Below are 19,293 nucleotides of genomic sequence, written 5' to 3'. Positions count from 1 at the left end.
CGCGAAGGGATGGCATGAGGGCCCAGGTACCCATCGACACAGGCTCGGCATCCGGCGAAAGCGAACGGTGGCGGGACTCGCACCTGACCCCCGCTGAGCGGGCCGACGCGCTCATCCCGCTCATGACCCTGGAAGAGAAGGTCGCCCAGCTCGTGGGTCTGTGGGTCGGCGCCGACGCGTCAGGGGGAGGCGTCGCCCCGCACCAGACCGACATGAGCCCGGGCCCGGCCTGGCAGGACGCCATCCGCCAGGGGCTCGGCCAGCTGACCCGCCCGTTCGGCACCGCCCCCGTGGACCCGGTCGCGGGCGCCCGCTCGCTGGCCGCGTCGCAGGCGGAGATCGTGGCGGCCAGCCGCTTCGGCATCCCGGCCCAGGTGCACGAGGAGTGCCTGACCGGGTTCGCCGCCTGGCGGGCGACCGTCTACCCCGCGCCGCTGAGCTGGGGGGCGTCCTTCGACCCCGCCCTGGTGGAGCAGGTCGCCGCGCGGATCGGCCGGTCCATGCGCGCCGCGGGCGTGCACCAGGGCCTGGCTCCGGTGCTCGACGTGACCCGCGACTACCGCTGGGGCCGTACCGAGGAGACGATCGGCGAGGACCCCTACCTCGTCGGGACGGTCGGCACGGCCTACGTGCGCGGCCTGGAGGGCGCCGGCATCGTCGCGACGCTGAAACACTTCGCCGGCTACTCCGCCTCCCGCGGCGGGCGCAACCTCGCCCCCGTGCCCATGGGCCGCCGCGAGCTGGCCGACGTGCTGCTGCCGCCGTTCGAGATGGCCCTGCGCCTCGGCGGCGCCAGGTCCGTCATGAACTCCTACGCCGAGATCGACGGCGTGCCCGTCGCCGCCGACGAGAGCCTGCTCACCGGCCTGCTGCGGGACGAGTGGAGCTTCGCCGGCACCGTCGTCGCCGACTACTTCTCGGTCCGCTTCCTCGAACGCCTGCACGGCGTCGCGGCCGGCGGGGGAGAGGCGGCCGGGCTGGCGCTGCGCGCCGGGATCGACGTCGAGCTGCCCACCGTCGACACGTTCGGCACGCCGCTCGTCGAGGCGGTCAAGGCGGGCGCGGTGGACGAGGCGCTGGTCGACCGGGCCCTGCGCCGCGTCCTGATCCAGAAGGCCGAGCTCGGCCTGCTCGACGACGGCTGGCAGCCGCTGCCGGGATCGGCCGAGGAGGTGCGCCTCGACGACGACGAGAGCGCCGAGCTCGCGCTGCGCCTGGCCAGGGAGTCCGTCGTGCTGCTGCGCAACTCCGGCGTCCTGCCGCTCGCGCCCGGCGGCCGGGTGGCGCTGGTGGGGCCGCTGGCCGACGACCCGATGGCGATGCTCGGCTGCTACACCTTCCCCGCGCACGTCGGCCCGCACCCCGAGCAGGGGCTCGGCGTCGAGCTGCCGACGCTGCGCGCCGAGCTCGCCGCCCGGATCCCGGACCTGGCGTACGCGCGGGGCTGCGGCATCACCGGCGACGACACCTCCGGCATCGCGGAGGCGGCCGCGCTCGCCGCGGCGAGCGACGTGTGCGTGCTCGCGGTCGGCGACCGGGCCGGGCTGTTCGGGCGCGGCACCTCCGGCGAGGGCTGCGACGTCGCCGACCTGCGCCTGCCCGGCGTGCAGGCGGAGTTGGTCAGCGCCGTGCTCGCGACGGGCACGCCGGTCGTGCTCGTGCTGCTGGCCGGCCGCCCGTACGCGCTGGGCCAGGAGACCGACGCGGCACAGGCCGTCGTCTACGGCTTCTTCCCCGGCCAGCGCGGCGGCCAGGCCCTCGCCGAGGTGCTGACCGGAGCGGTCAACCCGTCGGGACGCCTGCCCGTCAGCGTGCCGCGCGACGCCGGCGGCCTGCCCGCCACCTACCTGGCGCCGCCGCTCGGCCGCCGCTCGGGGGTGTCGTCCGTCGACCCGACGCCGGCCTACGCGTTCGGGCACGGGCTGAGCTACACGACGTTCGAGTGGAGCGACGCCCGGGTGACCGGCGGCGACACGGCCTGGCCGGTGGACGGGGAGGTGGCCGTCGAGGTCACCGTGCGCAACACCGGCGCCCGCGACGGGGCCGAGGTCGTCCAGCTCTACCTGCACGACCCGGTGGCGCAGACGACCAGGCCGGTGGTCCGGCTGGTCGGTTACGCCCGGGTGCCGCTGGCGGCGGGGGAGTCGGCGCGCGTGACGTTCACCGTCCCGGCGGACGCCACGTCGTTCACGGGGGTCAAGGGCCGGCGCGTCGTCGAGCCCGGCGACGTCGAGCTGCGGCTCGGCCGTTCCAGCGCCGAGGTGGCGGCGGCGCTGCCGCTGCGCCTGGTCGGCGCCGAGCGCGAGGTCGGTCACGCGCGCCGGCTCGAGGTGCCCGCGCGCATCGATCGCGACACCCCGGAGGGCGGAGGATGACCACGGCCAACACGCTGGAACCGGAGACGCTCGAGGAGCGGCCCGATTCCGGGCGCCGCACGAGCCGCGGCGGCTCCTGGCGGCGGGCGCTGCGCCGCGACTGGCAGTTGTACTCGCTGGCGATCCTGCCGCTGCTGTTCTTCCTCATCTTCCGGTACGCCCCCATGCTGGGGAACATCATCGCCTTCCGGAAGTTCGAGCCCGGCGGCAACATCTTCGGCGAGGAGTGGGTGGGGCTCCGCTATGTGCGGATGTTCCTCAACGACCCCACGTTCTGGAACGTCTTCACCAACACCCTCGTCCTCGGCGGGCTGACCCTGCTGTTCTGCTTCCCGCTGCCGATCGTGCTGGCGCTGCTGCTCAACGAGGTCAGGAACCGGAAGATGAAGCGGTTCCTGCAGTCGGTGTCGTACCTGCCGCACTTCCTGTCGATCGTGGTCGTGGCCGGCATCGTCATGCAGTTCCTGTCGCTCGACGGGCCGGTCAACCAGATCCTGCAGATGGCGGGCGGCGAGCCGATCTCGTTCATGCAGCGGCCCGAGTGGTTCCGCACGATCTACGTCTCCTCCGAGATCTGGCAGACGGTCGGCTGGGGCACGATCCTCTACCTGGCCGCGCTGACCACCATCGACGAACAGCTCTACGAGGCCGCCAAGATCGACGGCGCCAGCCGGTGGCGGCAGATCTGGCACGTGACCCTGCCCGGCATCCGGCCGACCGCGGTCACGCTGCTGATCCTCAACATCGGGACGTTCATGGCGGTGGGCTTCGAGAAGGTCCTGCTGCTGTACAACCCGCTGACCTACCCGACCGGTGACGTGATCTCCACGTACGTGTACCGGATGGGCGTGCAGTCGAGCAACATGAGCTACGCCGCGGCCATCGGCCTGTTCGAGGCGCTGATCGGCCTCACCCTCATCATCTCGGCGAACGTCATCTCCAAGCGCACAGTTGGGACGAGCCTGTGGTGACCCACCAGATGACCCGGGGCTACCGGATTTTTCAGGGTTTCAACGCCGTCATCCTCGCCGTCGTCGTGGTCGCGACGTTGTACCCGTTCGTCAACATCATCGCCCAGTCGTTCAGCGACGAACGCTACATCCTGTCGGGCCAGGTGAACCTCATCCCCAAGGGGTTCAACCTGACGACGTACCAGATCGTCGGCTCGGACCCGATGTTCTGGATCAACTACCGCAACACGGTCGTCTACACGGTCGTCGCCACGCTGATCGCGATGGTGCTGACCACCTGTTACGCGTACGTGCTGTCGAAGAGACACCTGAAGGGCCGCACCTTCCTCATCTGGATCGCGGTCTTCACCATGTTCTTCAACGGCGGCCTGATCCCCAACTACGTGCTGGTCACGAGCCTGGGGCTGAAGAACTCGATCTGGGCCATCGCCCTGCCCAACGCGATCAGCGTCTTCAACCTGCTCGTCATGAAGGCGTTCTTCGAGAGCCTGCCGGACGAGCTGGAGGAGGCCGCCTCCATCGACGGCCTGAACACCTACGGCATCCTGTGGCGGATCGTGCTGCCGCTGTCGAAGGCGGTGATCGCCACGATGGTGCTGTTCTACGCCGTCTCGTTCTGGAACTCGTGGTTCTCGGCGTTCCTCTACATGAACGAGACCGAGCTGTTCCCGGTCACCGTCTACCTGCGCAACCTCATCGCCGGAGCCACGGGCGCCGAGGGGGCCGGGGCCGCGGTGGCCGACGTGACGCAGGCGGCCGCCAACATCAAGTCGGTGACGATCGTGCTCACCGTCCTGCCGATCCTCGCGATCTACCCGTTCGTCCAGCGGTACTTCGTCTCCGGCGTCATGCTCGGCGCGGTCAAGGGTTAGCGCTCCGACGCCTCCAACCAGCGCAAATCACCGGAAAGGAACCCCCCATGCGAGAGATTTCGCGGCGTCAGGCAATCGGTTTGGGCGCGTTCGCCCTCGTCCTCGCGGGCTGCGGCTCGGACGGCACCCCGGCCCAGGGCCAGAACGCCGGCACGGCGAACAAGGCCGGCGCCATGGCGAACTTCGCCGTCGGCCAGCAGTTCAAGGCCACAGAGCCGGTGAACTTCTCCATCCTGTACAACAACCACTCGTTCTACCCGATCAAGAACGACTGGCTGTTCTGGTCGGAGCTCACCAAGCGCACCAACGTGACGCTCAACCCGACGGTCGTGCCGCTCAGCGACTACGAGAACAAGCGCGGTCTCATCATCGGCGCCGGCGACGCCCCGCTGATCATCCCGAAGACGTACCACCCGCAGGAGGAGGCGTTCGTCTCCTCCGGCGCGATCCTGCCGGTCAGCGACTACCTCGACCTGATGCCGAACTTCAAGGACAAGATCGCCAAGTGGCGGCTCGAACCCGAGCTGAACACGCTGCGGCAGGCGGACGGGCGCTTCTATCTGCTGCCCGGCATCCACGAGAAGGGCTGGGCCGACTACTCGTATGCGGTGCGGACCGACATCCTGGACAAGCTCGGCCTGGAGATCCCCAAGACGTACGACGAGTTCTACACGATGCTCAAGGCGATGAAGGAGGAGTACCCCGACCAGTACCCGATGACGGACCGGTGGGGCGTGCCGACGCCGGGCGGCAACCTGTTCAAGCTCGTCGCCCAGGCGTACGGCACCCAGGCCGGCTGGGAGTACCAGCACGCGACCTGGGACGCCGCCGCCGGGAAGTTCGTCTACACCGGCGCCATGCCGCAGTACAAGCAGATGATCGAGTACCTGCACAAGCTGGTCGCCGAGAAGCTGCTCGACCCGGAGAGCTTCACCCAGCAGGACGATCCGGCCAAGCAGAAGTTCGTCTCCGGCAAGGCGTTCGTCATCAGCACGAACGCGCAGGTGCTGATCAACGACTACCGCGGTCCGCTGACCGAGAACATCCCGGACGCCAAGATCGTGAAGATCCCGGTGCCCACCGGCCCGATCGGTGAGTACAAGATCGCCGACCGCCTGGAGAACGGCATCATGATCTCCAAGGAGGCGCTGGAGAACAAGAACTTCGTCGCGATGATGCAGTTCATCGACTGGCTCTGGTACTCCGACTCGGGCCAGGAGTTCGCCAAGTGGGGCGTCGAGGGCACGACGTTCACCAAGGACGCGACCGGCGCCTACAAGCTGGCCGACGACGTCGACTACGTGGGCCTCAACGCCGGCGCGCCCAAGCACCTGCAGAAGGACTTCGGCTTCGGCAACGGCGTCTTCGCCTACGGCGGTCCCACCTCGCTGCTGGAGTCCACCTTCTCCGAGGAGGAGAAGGAGTTCCAGGCCGTCATGAACGCCAGGAAGGAATGGCCGGTCGAGCCGCCGCACCCGTTCACCGAGGAGGAGCGCGAGCAGTCCAGCCTCTGGGAGACGGCGCTGAAGGACCACGTCACCCAGAACACCCTCCGGTTCGTCCTCGGCGAGCGCGACCTCGGCGAATGGGACGCCTACGTCAAGGAGCTGGAGGCCAAGAACAGCACCACCTACATCAACCTCGTCAACACCGCCCGCGAGCGGTTCCAGAAGGAGCACGGCTGACCGTCCCGCACCGGGCCGCCTCCGTCCGGGGACGGCCCGGTGCGGAGGTTTCCTCCGGGGAAAGCGGTTGCCGGCACCGTCTTCGGCTACTGGGCCCGTCGCGGCGGGCCGGGAAGGGCGCACGATGAGCGACGTGATGGCGGGCGACGCGACCGGCCGGCGGTTCGGCAGCGGGCCGCTCTCCCGAGCCGCCGCGCTGGTCTACAGCCTGCTGGTCGTCGAGCTGCTGCTCCTGCTCGCCACCGTGCCGGGCCTGGCGGGGCTCGTCCTGCTGGAGCGTGACGCGGCCAACGTGCCGCTGGCCGCCCTCTGCCTGCTGCCGCTCGGCCCCGCCCTCTCGGCCGCCGTGTACGCCCTGCGCCGCCGGCAGCGCGAGCTGACCGACCTCAGCCCCGCGCGGCTGTTCTGGCGCGGCTACCGGGCCAACGCCGCCGGGGCGCTGAAGATCTGGGTGCCGTGGCTGCTCGGGATGACCGTCATCGGCGTCAACCTGGGCAACTTCTCCGCCGCCGGCGTGCCCGGCTGGTGGGCGGTGCTGCTCGTCGTGATCGCGGTGATCGCCACGCTCTGGGTGACCAACGCGCTGGTGATCACGTCGCTGTTCGTGTTCCGCGCCGTGGACGTGGCCAAGCTCGCGGCGTACGCGCTGGGGCGCTTCCCCGGCGCCACCGTCGCCAACCTGTGCCTGCTCGTCGTCGCGGCCGGCGTCGTGCTGGTCGCCTCCGAGGCGGTGCTGGCCCTGCTGGCCTCGGTGTTCACCGCCGTGCTCGGCCGTCAGGCCCGGCCGATGAACACCGAGGTCGAGGAGCGGTTCACTCAGTAGATCCGCCGCCCGTGGGCGTCCGCAGCGCCCGACTTGCGGAAGAAATACGTGTTGATCTGGTCGCGCCACTCCCGCGCGCTGCGTACCTGCTCGTCCAGCAGCTCCCGCACCCGGGCGTGCAGCTCCGGCGGCACGTCGCCGGCGGCCTTCTCCCACCGATCCCGCATGGCGGCGGCCTGCTCGGCGCCCGCGAAGTGGGTGTCGTAGATGTGCTGGATCACCGTCGTCCCGTCGTGCAGCACGTGGCCGTACGGGACGTGGTGGAAGAACAGCAGCAGCTCGTCGGGGCACTTCGCCGGCGACTCGTAGACGTCCGACCACGGCTTCGGGTACTGGCCGGTGAAGCCCGTGCCGGTCGCGCGGGTGCGGTCGACGCCTACGCCGTCGCGGTCGGCGAAGTGGTACGTGCCCCACGGCGTGTACTCGTAGCCGTCCACGTCGGGGCCGTAGTGGTGGCCGGGGCGGACCATGAAGCCGACGCCGAGCGGGGCCGTGTATCGCTCGTACGTCCGCCACGAGCCGTCCATGATCTCGTGCAGGATGCGGCGCAGCCGCCCGGGGTCGCCGGCGACGGGGAACGTCAGGCCGATCCACTCGTCCAGCAGGTCCGCCGGGTCCAGCCCCGGCGCCCAGGCGAGCCGGCCGAACGCGTACAGGTTGGCCTGGGCCAGCGGATGGCCGGTCCAGTACGGGTCGTCGCCCACGTTGGACACCGCGACCAGTTCGGTGGCCACGTCCGCCACCGTCCGCCCGTCCGGTCCCCACGGCCGGAAACCGAGCACCTCCCGCCACATCGGCGCCAGGTAGCAGACGTGCTTCTGCTGGCCGGTGTACTCCTGCGTCACCTGCAGCTCCACCGCCAGCCGGGTGTCCGGCATGGCCGCGATCACCGGCGAGACCGGCTCGCGCACCTGGAAGTCGATGGGGCCGTTCTTCACCTGGACGATCGCGTTGTCGCGGAAGCGCCCGTCGAGCGGGGCGAAGTGGTCGTAGGCGGCGCGGGCGCGGTCGGTGGAGCGGTCGCGCCAGTCCTGCCGGTGGTCGTAGACGAAGGCCCGCCAGTGCACCACCCCGCCGAAGGGCGCCAGCGCGTCGGCGAGCATGTTGGCGCCGTCGGCGTGGTCGCGCCCGTACGCGAACGGTCCCGGCTGGCCTTCCGAGTCGGCCTTGACGACGTAGCCGCCGAAGTCGGGGATCGTCGCGTAGACGCGCTCGGTCGTCCGCGCCCACCACGCCCGCACGCCGTCGTCCAGCGGGTCGGCGGTGGCGAGGCCGCCGAGCGCGACGGGGGAGGCGAAGTTGACCGACAGGTGCACGCGGATCCCGTACGGGCGCAGCTCGTCGGCGATGGCGGCGACCTCGCCGAGCCGGTCGGTCAGCAGGCGGGCCTCGGTGGCGTGCACGTTCACGTTGTTGACCGCGACCGCGTTGATCCCGCACGCCGCGAGCAGCCGGCCGTAGGCGCGCACCCGGGTCAGGTCGCGCGGCCCGCCCTCCCGCCAGAAGATCGACCCGCCCGCGTAGCCGCGCTCGACCTGGCCCATCACGGGGTGCACGTCGATGTTGTCCCAGTGGTCGAGCATGCGCCGGCGCAGCGCGGGCCGGTGCGCCTCGGCGGGCAGGTCCGCCCCGAACGCCGTCTCACCGCGCCGGACCACCTCGAACAGCCCGTACAGCAGCCCGGCCGGGCCGCCGGCGACCACCGTCGTGGCGCCGTCGTGGCGGCTCAGCACGAACCCCTCGGGGCCCACGCCGGCCTCGGAATCGAGCGCGAGCACGAGGTCGTACGCGCCGTCCCGGTCGTCGTGCAGCGTGCCGCCGTAACGGGCGCAGGCGTGCGCGACCTCGGCGCGTACGGTGTCGGCCAGGACGTCGTCGCCGAGCACCAGCGTGCGGCGTGAGCCGATCGCCCGGAACGCCTCCGGCGGCAGCCAGGCCGGGTGGACGCCGCTCAGCTCGGGGATGGTCACGAGGGCTCCTTCGGGTGTTCTGGGGCTATCCCTTGACGGCGCCGTGCTCGTCGATGGCGGCCGGTTGCCCCGGCACCTTCGACGGCTCCCGGGTCTTCCTCGGCCGGACGGCCTTCACGGTCGGCTCCACGCTCGCCCGCGGCGTCAGTCCGGGCGACGGCAGCACCGCGTACGGCCTGGCCGAGCGGACGACGGGCCGCCTGCGGGCCGGCGGCGCGGGCGCGACCGCGTCAGGCGGCGGGACGATCCCGCGCAGCCGCGGTGCGGCGCCCTGCCCGTTGACGGCCCCGGGAGTGTCCGCGGGGGAGGCCGGACGTGCCGGGCTGCCCTGGGGCGCGGCGGGACGATCGTACGGCTCCGCCCGGGGCGTGGACGGGACCGGCGAGGCGGTCGGGCGCACGCTGAGCGCCGCCGCCGGACGTTGCCCGGGGGTCGGCTCGGCCTCGCCGTCAGGAACCGGCACCAGGGTGAGCGTGGGCGAGCCGCCCGGCAGCCCGATCAGGATCGCGGCCGCGGCGAGCTGCAGGAGGCCCGCCGCCACCGTGGCGACCCGTAACGCGCGTCCCCTGCGTTCCCTGGTCCTGTCGCGGTGCTCGGTCAGCACGGGCGGATGCGTCCCTGCCGATGCCATGCGCTGCGGTCCTCCAGGAGGTCTCGGGCGGTCGAATCACTCGATCTAGGCATGAATCGCCACGCCGGTCAAGCGCGACCGCCAGAAAGATCACGATTGGTGATCCACGTTATCGCGCAGGCAAGCGCCGTACCACAGCAGTCCACCCGCACCCTCCGCGAGCACGTCCTCGCGTTGGCCCGCACGCCAGGCGTTCCGCTCCCTTTCCCCAGCGCCGTCGCCAGGACTGCCGGGTTCGACGGGTCGATCGGCGACGGTTCCTTCCCCAGCCGGCCGGATACTCGCCCGAGCCCATGCGTTGGCGTGATGCGGAACAGGGTGGCACCGGTTGCCGCCTGGTCGCTGCCACCCTGCCGGTCACGACGTCAGCCGGTGGACGTGAGGTAGGTCCATTCCTCCGCGAGCCGGAATCCGAACGACTCGTACAGAGGCCGGGACATCGGCGTGTTCTGGACGAAGGCGTGACGTGCCCCTGCGGCAACAGCGTCCCTCAGACGCGCCGCGACGAGAGCACGGTAGTAGCCCTTGCGCCGGTGCTGCGGAGGGACCGCACCGTTGTACATGCCTACGTGGTCGCCGGCCATGATGTTGAATCCGGTCGCGACGGCTTCGCCGTTCACGTCCACAACGTAGGCCGTCGTGTCGGGCGTATCCAGCAGGGCAGGCGTGGCGAACACCTCGGCCACATCTCTCGGCATCTCGAACCCCGCTGCCAGGGCGGTCGCGAACACCTCACGTTCGCCCCCGGTGACCTGCCGCACGGTGGCACCCGCAGGAATGCCGGTGGGCAGCGTGGGCAGCAGCTCCGCGTCCCACGTCAACAGAGGAAGCGTGAAGGAGGACGTTCGGCCGTAGCGGGCGGCCACCTCCAGCACCGCCGGATCGGCTTGACCCCGCACCTGGATGCTCCACGGCACATCCTTGGCCGACAGCTCCTTCGCGAACGCGTCTATCTCGCCAAGGTCCTGCTCGGACCCGACGGACACCACATTGAGCGTGGGCATGGGCAGACCGGAGAACTCCAATCTGGTACCGGCAGCACCCTGCCGCATATACATACCGGGCACAAGCTCCGTGAACCTGGCAATGGTGGCGTGGAACGCGTTCACGGCCGCTTCCGTCGCGGGATCGATCATACGTGTCATGAGGGCAGGCTACCGGTGCCATGACCGGTTTATTCATATATCAACCCCTTTGTCCTCGCCCATGAAGTCGGCGAACTTGACGCCGGCCACGCGGGGGCGCGGACGTCCGCCGCGGCAGCCGCGATGGCCTGGACAGCGGGGCTGCCGTTCCGCCGCTGGGGCGGAGCTGAACGGCCGCCCACGGGTGCGGTTTCGGGGCGAACCACCCAAAACCGGAAGGAGAGCCTGCGCTATGATCGCCACCGACACGCCCGTGACCTGGAACGATCCGCCGCCCCAGGCGCTGACCCCGGTCATCACCACGCCTGTCACCAGCGCAGCTCACCGGACACGAGGAACGATGTCGAGCATCAAAGAGGTGGCCCGGCTCGCGGGGGTCTCGGTCGGCACCGTGAGCAACGTGCTCAACCGGCCCGAGGTGGTGGCCCCCGACACGCGCCGCCGGGTCCGGGCGGCGATCGCACAGCTCGGCTACGTCCGCAACGGCCCGGCCCGCCAGCTGCGCGCCGGCCGCAGCAGGACCATCGGCGTGGTCGCGCTCGACCTGTCCAACCCGTTCTTCATCGACGTGCTGCGCGGCGCCGAGACCGCGGCCCAGCAGGCCGACGTCACCGTCATGGTCCTGAACAGCAACAAGGACGCGGCGCGCGAGGCCGCGCTGCTGGAGACGTTCGAGGAGCAGCGGCCGCTCGGCGTACTCATCACGCCGGTCAACGACAGCGGCGTGGAGGAGCGGCTCGGCCGGCTCGCCGGCCGCGGCATCCCGGTGGTGGTCTTCGACAGCTCGGCCCCGCACGTCCACGGCTGCTCCGTCGCCGTGGACGACGTGCTCGGCGGCCGGCTGGCCGGGCTCCACCTGCGCGAGCGCGGCCACCGCCACATCGCCTTCGCCGGGGGGCCGTTCGGCGTGCGGCAGGTGCGCGAGCGGCACGACGGCCTGGCCGGGGTGCTGGAGCCCGGCGACACGCTCACCGTGATCCCGCTGCCCGACCTCACCATCGCCACCGGCCGAGCCGCCGGCAAGGAGATCGCCGACCTGCCGCCGGGCGAGCGCCCCACCGCGGTCTTCTGCGCCAACGACCTGGTCGCGATCGGCGTGCTGCAGGAGATGACGCAGCGCGGCCTGCGGGTGCCGGCCGACCTGGCGATCCTCGGCTACGACGACATCGGCTTCGCCGCCGCGGCGGCCGTGCCGCTGTCGTCGATCAGGCAGCCCCGGGAGCAGCTCGGCCACACGGCCGCGCAGCTCCTGCTCGACGAGGCGAACCACCTCGCCGAGCACGAGCACCGCCAGGTCATCTTCCAGCCCGACCTGGTCGAACGCGCCTCGACCTGAGCTACCCGTCGATGCGGACGGGCACCGAGCGCGGGCCGCGTACCTGCCCCGTCGCCCACGTCACCGCCGCCGGGTCGACCAGGCTGAAGCGCGGGACCCGCTCCAGCCACACCTCCAGGGCCACCCGCAGCTCCATGCGCGCCAGGTGTGAGCCGACGCAGCGGTGAATCCCCAGGCCGAACGCGACGTGCCGGTTCACCTCACGGTCGATGACCACCTCGTCCGCCCGGTCGAACTGCGCCGGATCGCGGTTGGCCGCCGGGAACGACAGCAGCACCCAGTCGTCGGCCTTCATGTCCACGCCGTTCCAGTGCATGTCCTGCTTGACCAGGCGCGCCATCGTCACCGGCGCGTACGCCCGCAGGAACTCCTCCATCGCGGTCGGCAGCAGCTCCGGCTCGCTGACCAGCCGCTCCCGGTCGGCCGGCGTCTTGGCCAGGTGCCACAGCGAGGCGCCGATCGCGCTCCACGTCGTGTCGATGCCCGCGATCAGCAGCAGCGCCATCGTGCCCGCGACGTGCGCCGACTCCAGCTTCTGCCCGAAGATCTCCGCGTCGATGAGGTACGTCGTCAGGTCGTCGCGCGGGTTGTCGAGGTGGTCGCGGATCTGCGCCAGCAGGTAGTCGAACAGCTCGTCCATGCCCGCCACGCGCTCCTCCGGCGGCAGGTTGACCCCTTCGAGCACGGTCTCGATGAACTCCCGGAAGCGCGGGCCGTCCTCGGGCGGGAAGCCGAGCATGTCGGAGATGACGCGTGCCGGGATGTGCTGGGCGTAGTCGCGCGCGACGTCCACCTCCGCGCGCCCCTCCAGCGCGTCGATGAGCGCGTGGCAGTACGCCCGCGTCGCCTCCTCCCGCTTGGCCACCGCCGTCTTGGTGAACGCGGGCAGCAGCAGCTTGCGCGCGTGGTGGTGGAACGGCGGGTCGGAGGAGATGGGCGGCGAGCCCCCCATCGGCGCCAGCTCGAGCGGCGGCCGGAAGTTGCTCATGATGATCGACCGCGAGGAGAACTGCTCGGTGTCGTACGCGACGGCGGCGACGTCCTCATAACGGGTCGGCAGCCACCCGCCGCCGAACCGGTCGGTGTGCGCGACCGGGCAGCGCCCCCGCAGGTCATCGATGATCGGGTACGGGTCCGCGGCCCACTCCGGCTCCAGGTGCGAGAAGTCGGTCGCCCAGTCGGAGACGGGCCCCGTGACGATCTCGCTGCGGACGCCGACAGGTTCGTTCTCGTCGGGGTCTCGGAATAAGCCCTGCGTGAAGCGGTCGTCGACGGTCATGATGAGGTCTCCTCGCCCGAGTCGATCGCCTTCTCCGGACAGTTGACCACCGCCAGGCGCGCCGCCCGCTCGTGCTCCGGCGCCACGAGGCCGTCGCCGAGCACCACGCCGTAGCCCTCGTCGTCCTCGCCGAACAGCTCGGGCGCCAGGTCGTAGCAGCGGCCGTGGCCCTGACAGCGTTCGGGGTTGATCTGCACTTTCACTCGGTTGGCTCCCTTGGTGCGGTGTCGGCGGGGGCGAGGGCGGCGGCGACCCTGGCCAGCAGCGCGGCCCACTCGTCGTCCTCGACCGCGTGCAGGTCCGGCGGCACGAGCGCGCTGCCCATGGCGAGCAGCAGGCAGAAGTGCGCCAGCGCGTTGGGCGACAGCCCGGCGTCGATCTCGCGGCCGTCCTGTGCGACGCGTACGAGGTCGGCGATCCAGCCGGCGCGCTCGCCCACGTAGTCGCGCATGGGCCCGGCCACGTCCTCGTCGCGGCGGGCCGCGACCAGCGCCTCGACGATGAGGTAGCCCCGGGCGTCGCGGGGACGCGGCAGCTGCCGGCCGATGGCGAGCAGCAGGTCGGTGGCCGAACGCTCGGGGTCGGCGGCGAGCAGGCTCGCCAGCAGCCGCTGCCCGTGGGTGCGCAGCGCGGCCACCAGCAGCTCGGCCTTGGAGCCGAAGTGCGCGTACAGCGCGCCGTTGCTCACGCCCGCGGCGGCCGCGATGTCCACCACCCGGGTGCCGTCGTAGCCGCGCTCGGCGAAGGCGTCTGCGGCGGCGAGCAGCAGGCGCTCACGCGTCTCGGCGGCGGTGACGCCGGCTATGCGTCCCATGAACGAATTAAAAAGACGTTCATTTGAATCGTCAAGACCCGATTCCAGTTGTCCGGCGACTGTACTAAGCGGCCCAGCACTTTCTGGAGTTCGGCTTCGTGCACGACTCAGCCCCAGCCGGACAGGGCTGGGGCTGAGTCGTATCCAACGGCAGTACGGTTCACCGACGCTGTGTTACCGATGGACCGCGCACTACGGTGCTCGCCGGAATCCGGCCTTCACCTGCGGAAATACCGTTCGGATGGAAGCGGATTGATCGGATTCCGGTGCAGGCCGGAACTAGTTTTGCGACTCCGGGATCGTCACAGGCGGGCAGCGCGGGTCGAGCCGCACCTTCGCCAGATCCCGGCCGACGATCGTCCAGGCGTCGAAGGAGCCGGGCTCGAACTGCAGGTGCGGATTGGTGTGCCACTCGTCGCCCAGCCCGGTTGCGAGTAGCCTGGCCTCCGATCCGAGTTCGTAGGCGTTGCCGCCGCCGAAGAAGGTGGAGGTGAACACCCGGCCGTTGTGGACCTGCAGTTCGCCGTGTCCCGACAGCAGGCCCTGGTGCTTGATGGTCCCGGTGGCGGGGTCCAGGGCGATCCAGGCGCCCAGCACGCGCTTGTACACCGCGTACAGCAGCCCTTCGTGGACCTTGAGGTCCTGGAAGGTACGGTGGTCGGGAAGCGGATCGAGCTGCCGTACCACCTTGCGCTGCTTCAGGTCGAAGGCGGCGATCGAGGCCGTCGTCCTGGTCGGCGGCGTGCCGCCTCCGCCAAGCACGTCGCCACCGAGGTAGACGATGCCGCGCTCGGGGTCGACGCTCAGGCTCATCAGACTCTGGTCGGGGATGACATTCGGGTAGACGTCCATCGTCCCCGTGTCGGGGTCGAGCACCGTCAGGGCACCCTGCAGCTTCGCGCCGGTCGGGGCAGAGGCCACCAGGATGGTGTCGGTGACGGGGTCGTGCTCGATGTCCCACGGCCGCGACTGGTCATGCCCGATGTAGCCGAGGCCGCGTACCTCGTCGGTGTGCAGGTCGATGGAGATGATCTGGCCACTCGGATACAGCGCGGCGTAGATCTTGTTCCCCCGCCGCACCATGGCCTTCGGCTCGCCGACCACGCGGATTCTGCGTTCCTGCCCGGTCCGCAGGTCACGCACCTCCACGGCGAAGTGGCCGCCGATGTACAGGGCCCGGTTCGGCACCAGCAGCATGCTCTGGGTGCGCTCGGCGCCGGTCGGGAAGCCCGCGTCGATGAGGTCGACGAACTCGGAGGTCTTGCTCGGCAGGTCCAGCCACCACATGCCGCCACTGCCGGCGAAGCCGATGAGCCGCTGCCCGTCCAGCTTCAGTGCCCGGGTCTCTTCGCCCGGCGAAGGCGGGTCGGCGACCTTGGTCACCGCGTCCTGCCCGGTGCGGTAGCTGTAGACGGCTCCGTCGGGGCGCGAGGTGAGGTAGACCGTGCCGTCGGGGGCCACCTCGAACGCGTCGATGACGCCCACCCCGGCCTCGAACTGCCGCCGGTCCGTGCCGTCCTTGCGCACGTCGATCAGCGTGCTCCCGCTCGCCGCGAGCACCCGGTCGCCATGGAGGAAGACCGTGCCGACGGCCTGGGGCCCCTGGGCCAGCTCCCTGACCGCGCCGCTGACCCGGTCGACGGCCATCAGCTTGGCCTTCTCCAGCAGGCCGACGTAGGCGGTGGTCTCATCGACGGCGACCGCCCTGACGTAGTGCTCGCCCTGGGCCAGCACACCGTACCTGCGGACTGCGCCCGTCGAGGGGACGTACTCCCAGAGTCGGCCGTCGGAGGAGGTGCCGAGGTAGAGGGTGCCGTCCGGCGCGGCGGCCATGCTCCAGACGAAGCCGCCGTTCGCGCCGAAGGAGTGCAGGTGCGCCACCTGGCCCGTGGCCAGGTCGTAGCTGTACAGGTCGGGTACGGGGTAGGTGCCGATGTACAGCTTGCCGCCGGCGACGGCGGTGGCCCAGCCGCCTTCCGGCTCGCCTGCCTTGGGGCCGTCCGGCAGCGTCGCGGTACGCGTCACCTTGCGGGTGGCCAGGTCGATCTCGGCGACGACCGGAGGCTTCGGCCCGCGGGAGACCACGTAAGCGTGGCCCTCGTGGACGGTGGCGCCGACGATCGCGCCGGTGACGGAGGCAGGGCCGTACGTGGTGACGGCCGGGGTGCCGCAGCTCGGTGCGGCCGTCGCCTGTGCGGCGGCCGCTGTCGGCAAGGCCGGTATCGATAAGGCGGACATGACCATGAGCAGCGCAAGACAGGTTCGCGGCACGGGCCGCACCTCCATGATGTTCAAAGCTGCAAAGTTTTGGTCCAGACCGTAATCTTGTGAGCGTGCCACCGTCAACACCGGCCGTCCGGCACCCCCATGCCAGTCGAACCCGTGGGGGAGCATCACTGCCCACATTCCGCACCGCCGGCCCCATGAGTGCACTCGCAGCTCCAACTTGACAGTGAAGACCTGCTCCGGCTCCACGCCCCACGACGTGACCGGGCTGCCGCTGCGCGAGCGCCGCACGCTGCTGGAGCAGCTGGTCGCGCCCCTCCCGGCCGCTGGCGTCCTCGCCCTCGGCATGCACACCCTGGACGAGGCCGTGTCATCCGGCGTTGCTGCTGAATCGCTGGTCGGCGACAGGTGTCGCTCATTGCGGGCAACGAATGACAAACCACCGCGCCAAGCACGGCGTCGAAGTTGGTCAAGCGCAATAGTTGCCCGTCCCTCGTGCCGATGAACACCTCGATTGGATCGCCGCCCTCGTCACGGCGAAGCACGAAATCGGAGACCGTACGCGCAACTCCACGGACTGGCCGGGAGCCTGAGCCACCACCTCCCGCAGGTCCGCGCCATCCAGAAAGATCCCCACCAACCCGGCGACGCTACACAGCACCATGCCCTCGGCGTCGAAGACCGCGGCGCCCGCAGGCAAGGGAATGACCTGACTGTCCCCATTCCGGCTGACCTGGCCGGAGACGGAGATCAGACGTTCTCGAATCAGGTCGCGACATTCCAGGTGCGGCTGCCCCAGCCGACCGAGAGGCCCGTCCGCAGGGATCGGCCTTTCCGGCGTCACCAGCTCAATGCCGTAGTAACAGGCTTTGGCGACCGCGCCCACGGTGAAACCGCTGCCAGCTCCAAGTCCGCCTGCTTGGTGACCACCTGCTCGACCCAGGTGATGTCCGGTTTCTGGATATGGTCACGGCACTCGACCCCGATCCGCACCTGCCTCCCATCACGAGCATGGCTGGTGATGAGGACGTCGACTTCACGCAAGCCCGCCCCTGTGCGGTCAGGCAGCATCGCCGACTCGGTGAGCACGGCGTCGGCATCGACATGTGACCGGATGAAGTAGACGACCGCCTGGAAGTCATTGGACCGTGCGGGCGTGCGGACACGGCAGCGGTGGGGGCCAACGGTTTCTGTTCGCCCCCGGTGTGCGCGGCCGCGGGGGTGAGGATGGCCCCCGCGATCAGTGGTGGCGGCAGGGCGGGGCGAGGTGCTCGGTGACGGCATCACCACCCTCGGCGAGGCCGTCCTCGGCGCCCATCCCCGGCGGCTTTCGGTGATCCGTCAACCGTTTGCTCAGACGGGAAGTTCGGTGATGCTGAGGGCAAAGTCCACGTTCCCCACCCCGTGGTTGGCTAGGCCCACCGTGACCACGCCCGCTCCTTCCAGCCAGTGCGCCATTTTCAGGCCGCCGACGTCCAGCGGGCGCAGCCCGAGGCTCTCGATGAACGCCTCCACACTTGCCTTGGCCTGCGCATTATCGCCAGCGATGAAGACGTCGGGCCGACCTTTCTCCAGGACATGACGGAAGATGGTGTTGAACGCCTTCACCACGCTGGCGCTGGCCGGTGCCGCCTTGGCGATTTCCTGCGCGATCGAGGTCTCCTCGCGGTGGGCTAGCCCGTCGAACGTGGAATTGAAGGGATTGCTGATGTCGACGATGACCTTGCCCGCGAGAGCGTCTCCGTACTGGGCGACGACCGGCACGACACCGTCGTACAACAGGGCCACGATGACGATGTCCCCGGCCGGGGCGGTGCCCCATTCTCCCGTCGTGGCGCCGTCGCCGAGAGCCTTGGCCAGGTCAGCGGCCTTGGACTGATCGCGGCCCATGACCTCGACGGTGTTGCCGCCCGCTACCGCCCGCGCTCCGATGGTGCGAGCCATGTTCCCGGTGCCGATGATGCTGATGTTGCTCATGAGATGTCCTGCCCTGGTTGTGCGTTGTTCGGTTCAGATGGCGGTGGTGCCGCCGTCGGCGACGAGTTCCATGCCGTTGACGTAGCTGGAGTCGTCGGAGGCGAGGAAGAGGGCGGCGGTGGCGATTTCGTCGGGGCGGCCCATCTGGCCGCGGGGGATGAGGGACTCGAACTGGCGCTTGGTGGCCTCGTCGAAGAGTTCTTCCTGCTTGGCGGTGGCGACCTGGCCGGGGGTCAGGACGTTGACGCGGATGCGGCGGTCCTTGAGCTCGTTGAGCCAGACGCGGGCCCAGGCCTGCTGGACGGCCTTGCTGCCGGCGTAGACGCTCCAGCCGGGGAAGGCGCCGAGGGAGGCGTTGGAGCCGGTCATGAGGATGGAGCCGCCGTCGTTGAAGAGCGGGAGGGCCTTCTGGACGGTGAACAGGGTGCCGCGGGCATTGAGCCCGAACCAGGTGTCGAACTGGGCCTCGGTGATCTCGCCGAGCGGGGCGGGCTCGCCCCCGCCGGCGCTGGCCCACAGCACGTCGAGGCTTCCCTTCTCCCGCTTGACAGTGTCGTAGAGGCGGTCCAGGTCGTCCAGGTCGGCGGCGTCGCCCTGGACGCCGGTGACGTTGCGGCCGATCTGCTTCACGGCCTCGTCCAGGGCGTCCTGGCGGCGGCCGGTGATGAAGACGTGCGCTCCCTCGTCGACGAACAGCTTCGCGCCGGCCAGCGCCATGCCGGTGGTGCCGCCGGTGATGACCGCTACCTTGCCGTCAAGCTTTCCCATGTTGCTCCTTTAGGTCGGTGGTGCCCTGCGCACCTGGGATGACGGCGTTATGTACACCGCCCTGTGTGCTTACGGTACGGGGCGCGCGGCCGGGACGCAAACTATGTACACCGGTCGTTACCCAGCCGGCGTACCATGGACCCATGACGGAGTTGGAGAAGGGCCCCAAGGGCCGCCGCCGGGGCCGGGGCGCCCGCGAGCGCATCCTCGGCGCGTCCCAGCAACTGTTCCGCGAGCAGGGCATCAACCGCACCGGCATGGACCAGCTTTGCTCGGCGGCCCAGGTGTCCAAGCGCACGGCCTACCAGCACTTCACCGGCAAGGACGAACTCGTCACCGAGTACCTGCGCCGGTTCGACCCCTCCATTCTGTCCGGCGTGTTCGACCGCACCGACCTCACGCCCCGCGAACGGCTCCTCGC

The 19,293-nt window shown here is 70.3% G+C and carries 17 protein-coding genes; 7 read left to right on the top strand and 10 right to left on the bottom strand.

Annotated features, from left to right (window positions below; all coding sequences use genetic code 11):
* Positions 1–14 precede the first annotated feature (14 nt).
* The 5 genes from E1286_RS27720 (at position 15) to E1286_RS27700 (ending at position 6,726) form a co-directional block, all read left to right on the top strand.
* The gene (locus E1286_RS27720) at positions 15–2,375 is read left to right on the top strand and encodes a beta-xylosidase/alpha-l-arabinosidase (RefSeq protein ID WP_132617006.1); all 2,361 of its coding nucleotides are present in this window, start codon (positions 15–17) and stop codon (positions 2,373–2,375) included.
* Positions 2,372–3,346 (top strand): ABC transporter permease, encoded by a 975-nt coding sequence (locus E1286_RS27715; protein ID WP_132617004.1) that lies wholly within the window; start codon positions 2,372–2,374, stop codon positions 3,344–3,346. The genes E1286_RS27720 and E1286_RS27715 overlap by 4 nt, the downstream gene beginning before the upstream one ends.
* The gene (locus E1286_RS27710) at positions 3,343–4,218 is read left to right on the top strand and encodes a carbohydrate ABC transporter permease (protein WP_246075224.1); all 876 of its coding nucleotides are present in this window, start codon (positions 3,343–3,345) and stop codon (positions 4,216–4,218) included. Before E1286_RS27715 ends, E1286_RS27710 begins: the two co-directional genes overlap by 4 nt.
* Positions 4,219–4,265: 47 nt before the next feature.
* Positions 4,266–5,903 carry an ABC transporter substrate-binding protein gene (locus E1286_RS27705; protein WP_132617002.1) on the top strand — a complete coding sequence of 546 codons (1,638 nt, stop codon included), beginning with the start codon at positions 4,266–4,268 and terminating at the stop codon, positions 5,901–5,903.
* Positions 5,904–6,027: 124 nt separating this feature from the next.
* Positions 6,028–6,726 carry a DUF624 domain-containing protein gene (locus E1286_RS27700; RefSeq protein ID WP_223190462.1) on the top strand — a complete coding sequence of 233 codons (699 nt, stop codon included), beginning with the start codon at positions 6,028–6,030 and terminating at the stop codon, positions 6,724–6,726.
* On the opposite strand, the gene E1286_RS27695 is transcribed toward E1286_RS27700, so the two are convergent.
* The 3 genes from E1286_RS27695 to E1286_RS27685 all read right to left on the bottom strand — a co-directional run bounded on the left by E1286_RS27695 (position 6,720) and on the right by E1286_RS27685 (position 10,472).
* Positions 6,720–8,696, bottom strand: coding sequence for an alpha-glucuronidase (locus E1286_RS27695; RefSeq protein ID WP_223190460.1), 1,977 nt, complete (start codon positions 8,694–8,696; stop codon positions 6,720–6,722). The two genes, E1286_RS27700 and E1286_RS27695, sit on opposite strands and share 7 nt — an antisense overlap.
* Before the next feature lie 25 nt (positions 8,697–8,721).
* A complete protein-coding gene (locus tag E1286_RS27690) occupies positions 8,722–9,327 on the bottom strand; it encodes a hypothetical protein (RefSeq protein ID WP_132617000.1) in 606 nt (201 codons plus the stop codon).
* 365 nt (positions 9,328–9,692) lie between these two features.
* Positions 9,693–10,472, bottom strand: coding sequence for a GNAT family N-acetyltransferase (locus E1286_RS27685; protein ID WP_132616998.1), 780 nt, complete (start codon positions 10,470–10,472; stop codon positions 9,693–9,695).
* Between the two features lie 232 nt (positions 10,473–10,704).
* On the opposite strand from E1286_RS27685, the gene E1286_RS27680 reads away from it, so the two are divergent.
* On the top strand, positions 10,705–11,808 hold the full coding sequence (locus E1286_RS27680) for a LacI family DNA-binding transcriptional regulator (protein ID WP_246075222.1): 1,104 nt from the start codon (positions 10,705–10,707) through the stop codon (positions 11,806–11,808).
* Position 11,809: 1 nt separating this feature from the next.
* On the opposite strand, the gene E1286_RS27675 is transcribed toward E1286_RS27680, so the two are convergent.
* The 7 genes from E1286_RS27675 to E1286_RS27645 all read right to left on the bottom strand — a co-directional run bounded on the left by E1286_RS27675 (position 11,810) and on the right by E1286_RS27645 (position 18,872).
* Positions 11,810–13,087 carry a cytochrome P450 gene (locus E1286_RS27675; protein ID WP_132616996.1) on the bottom strand — a complete coding sequence of 426 codons (1,278 nt, stop codon included), beginning with the start codon at positions 13,085–13,087 and terminating at the stop codon, positions 11,810–11,812.
* Entirely contained in the window at positions 13,084–13,290 is a 207-nt protein-coding gene (locus tag E1286_RS27670) for a ferredoxin (protein ID WP_132616994.1), read from the bottom strand. The genes E1286_RS27675 and E1286_RS27670 overlap by 4 nt, the downstream gene beginning before the upstream one ends.
* Positions 13,287–13,901 (bottom strand): TetR/AcrR family transcriptional regulator, encoded by a 615-nt coding sequence (locus E1286_RS27665; RefSeq protein WP_132616992.1) that lies wholly within the window; start codon positions 13,899–13,901, stop codon positions 13,287–13,289. Before E1286_RS27665 ends, E1286_RS27670 begins: the two co-directional genes overlap by 4 nt.
* A 279-nt stretch (positions 13,902–14,180) precedes the next feature.
* Positions 14,181–16,115, bottom strand: a complete 1,935-nt coding sequence (locus E1286_RS27660) for an outer membrane protein assembly factor BamB family protein (protein ID WP_246075221.1) — start codon at positions 16,113–16,115, stop codon at positions 14,181–14,183.
* A gap of 852 nt (positions 16,116–16,967) precedes the next feature.
* Entirely contained in the window at positions 16,968–17,216 is a 249-nt protein-coding gene (locus E1286_RS27655) for a hypothetical protein (RefSeq protein WP_132616988.1), read from the bottom strand.
* A 264-nt stretch (positions 17,217–17,480) separates the two neighbouring features.
* Positions 17,481–18,104: an NADPH-dependent F420 reductase gene (locus E1286_RS27650; RefSeq protein ID WP_132616986.1), complete on the bottom strand. Its 624-nt coding sequence runs from the start codon at positions 18,102–18,104 to the stop codon at positions 17,481–17,483.
* 33 nt (positions 18,105–18,137) lie between these two features.
* Positions 18,138–18,872, bottom strand: a complete 735-nt coding sequence (locus E1286_RS27645; protein WP_031067588.1) for an SDR family NAD(P)-dependent oxidoreductase — start codon at positions 18,870–18,872, stop codon at positions 18,138–18,140.
* 143 nt (positions 18,873–19,015) lie between these two features.
* Between E1286_RS27645 and E1286_RS27640 the strand changes: the two genes are divergently transcribed.
* The coding region (locus E1286_RS27640; RefSeq protein ID WP_132616984.1) for a TetR/AcrR family transcriptional regulator at positions 19,016–19,293 on the top strand (278 nt) is incomplete at its 3' end.

The organism is Nonomuraea terrae, from assembly GCF_004348995.1.
GTDB lineage: Bacteria > Actinomycetota > Actinomycetes > Streptosporangiales > Streptosporangiaceae > Nonomuraea > Nonomuraea terrae.
The sequence above is the reverse complement of the archived record's forward strand: the minus strand, read 5'-3'. Positions and strand labels throughout refer to the sequence as shown.

Excerpts from the sequence above, each read along its gene's own strand:
- E1286_RS27650 (WP_132616986.1), bottom strand. The coding sequence starts at position 18,104 with ATGAGCAACATCAGCATCATCGGCACCGGGAACATGGCTCGCACCATC.
- E1286_RS27690 (WP_132617000.1), bottom strand. The coding sequence starts at position 9,327 with ATGGCATCGGCAGGGACGCATCCGCCCGTGCTGACCGAGCACCGCGAC.
- E1286_RS27645 (WP_031067588.1), bottom strand. The coding sequence starts at position 18,872 with ATGGGAAAGCTTGACGGCAAGGTAGCGGTCATCACCGGCGGCACCACC.
- E1286_RS27685 (WP_132616998.1), bottom strand. The coding sequence starts at position 10,472 with ATGACACGTATGATCGATCCCGCGACGGAAGCGGCCGTGAACGCGTTC.
- E1286_RS27680 (WP_246075222.1), top strand. The coding sequence starts at position 10,705 with ATGATCGCCACCGACACGCCCGTGACCTGGAACGATCCGCCGCCCCAG.
- E1286_RS27700 (WP_223190462.1), top strand. The coding sequence starts at position 6,028 with ATGAGCGACGTGATGGCGGGCGACGCGACCGGCCGGCGGTTCGGCAGC.
- E1286_RS27705 (WP_132617002.1), top strand. The coding sequence starts at position 4,266 with ATGCGAGAGATTTCGCGGCGTCAGGCAATCGGTTTGGGCGCGTTCGCC.
- E1286_RS27715 (WP_132617004.1), top strand. The coding sequence starts at position 2,372 with ATGACCACGGCCAACACGCTGGAACCGGAGACGCTCGAGGAGCGGCCC.
- E1286_RS27665 (WP_132616992.1), bottom strand. The coding sequence starts at position 13,901 with ATGGGACGCATAGCCGGCGTCACCGCCGCCGAGACGCGTGAGCGCCTG.
- E1286_RS27675 (WP_132616996.1), bottom strand. The coding sequence starts at position 13,087 with ATGACCGTCGACGACCGCTTCACGCAGGGCTTATTCCGAGACCCCGAC.
- E1286_RS27720 (WP_132617006.1), top strand. The coding sequence starts at position 15 with ATGAGGGCCCAGGTACCCATCGACACAGGCTCGGCATCCGGCGAAAGC.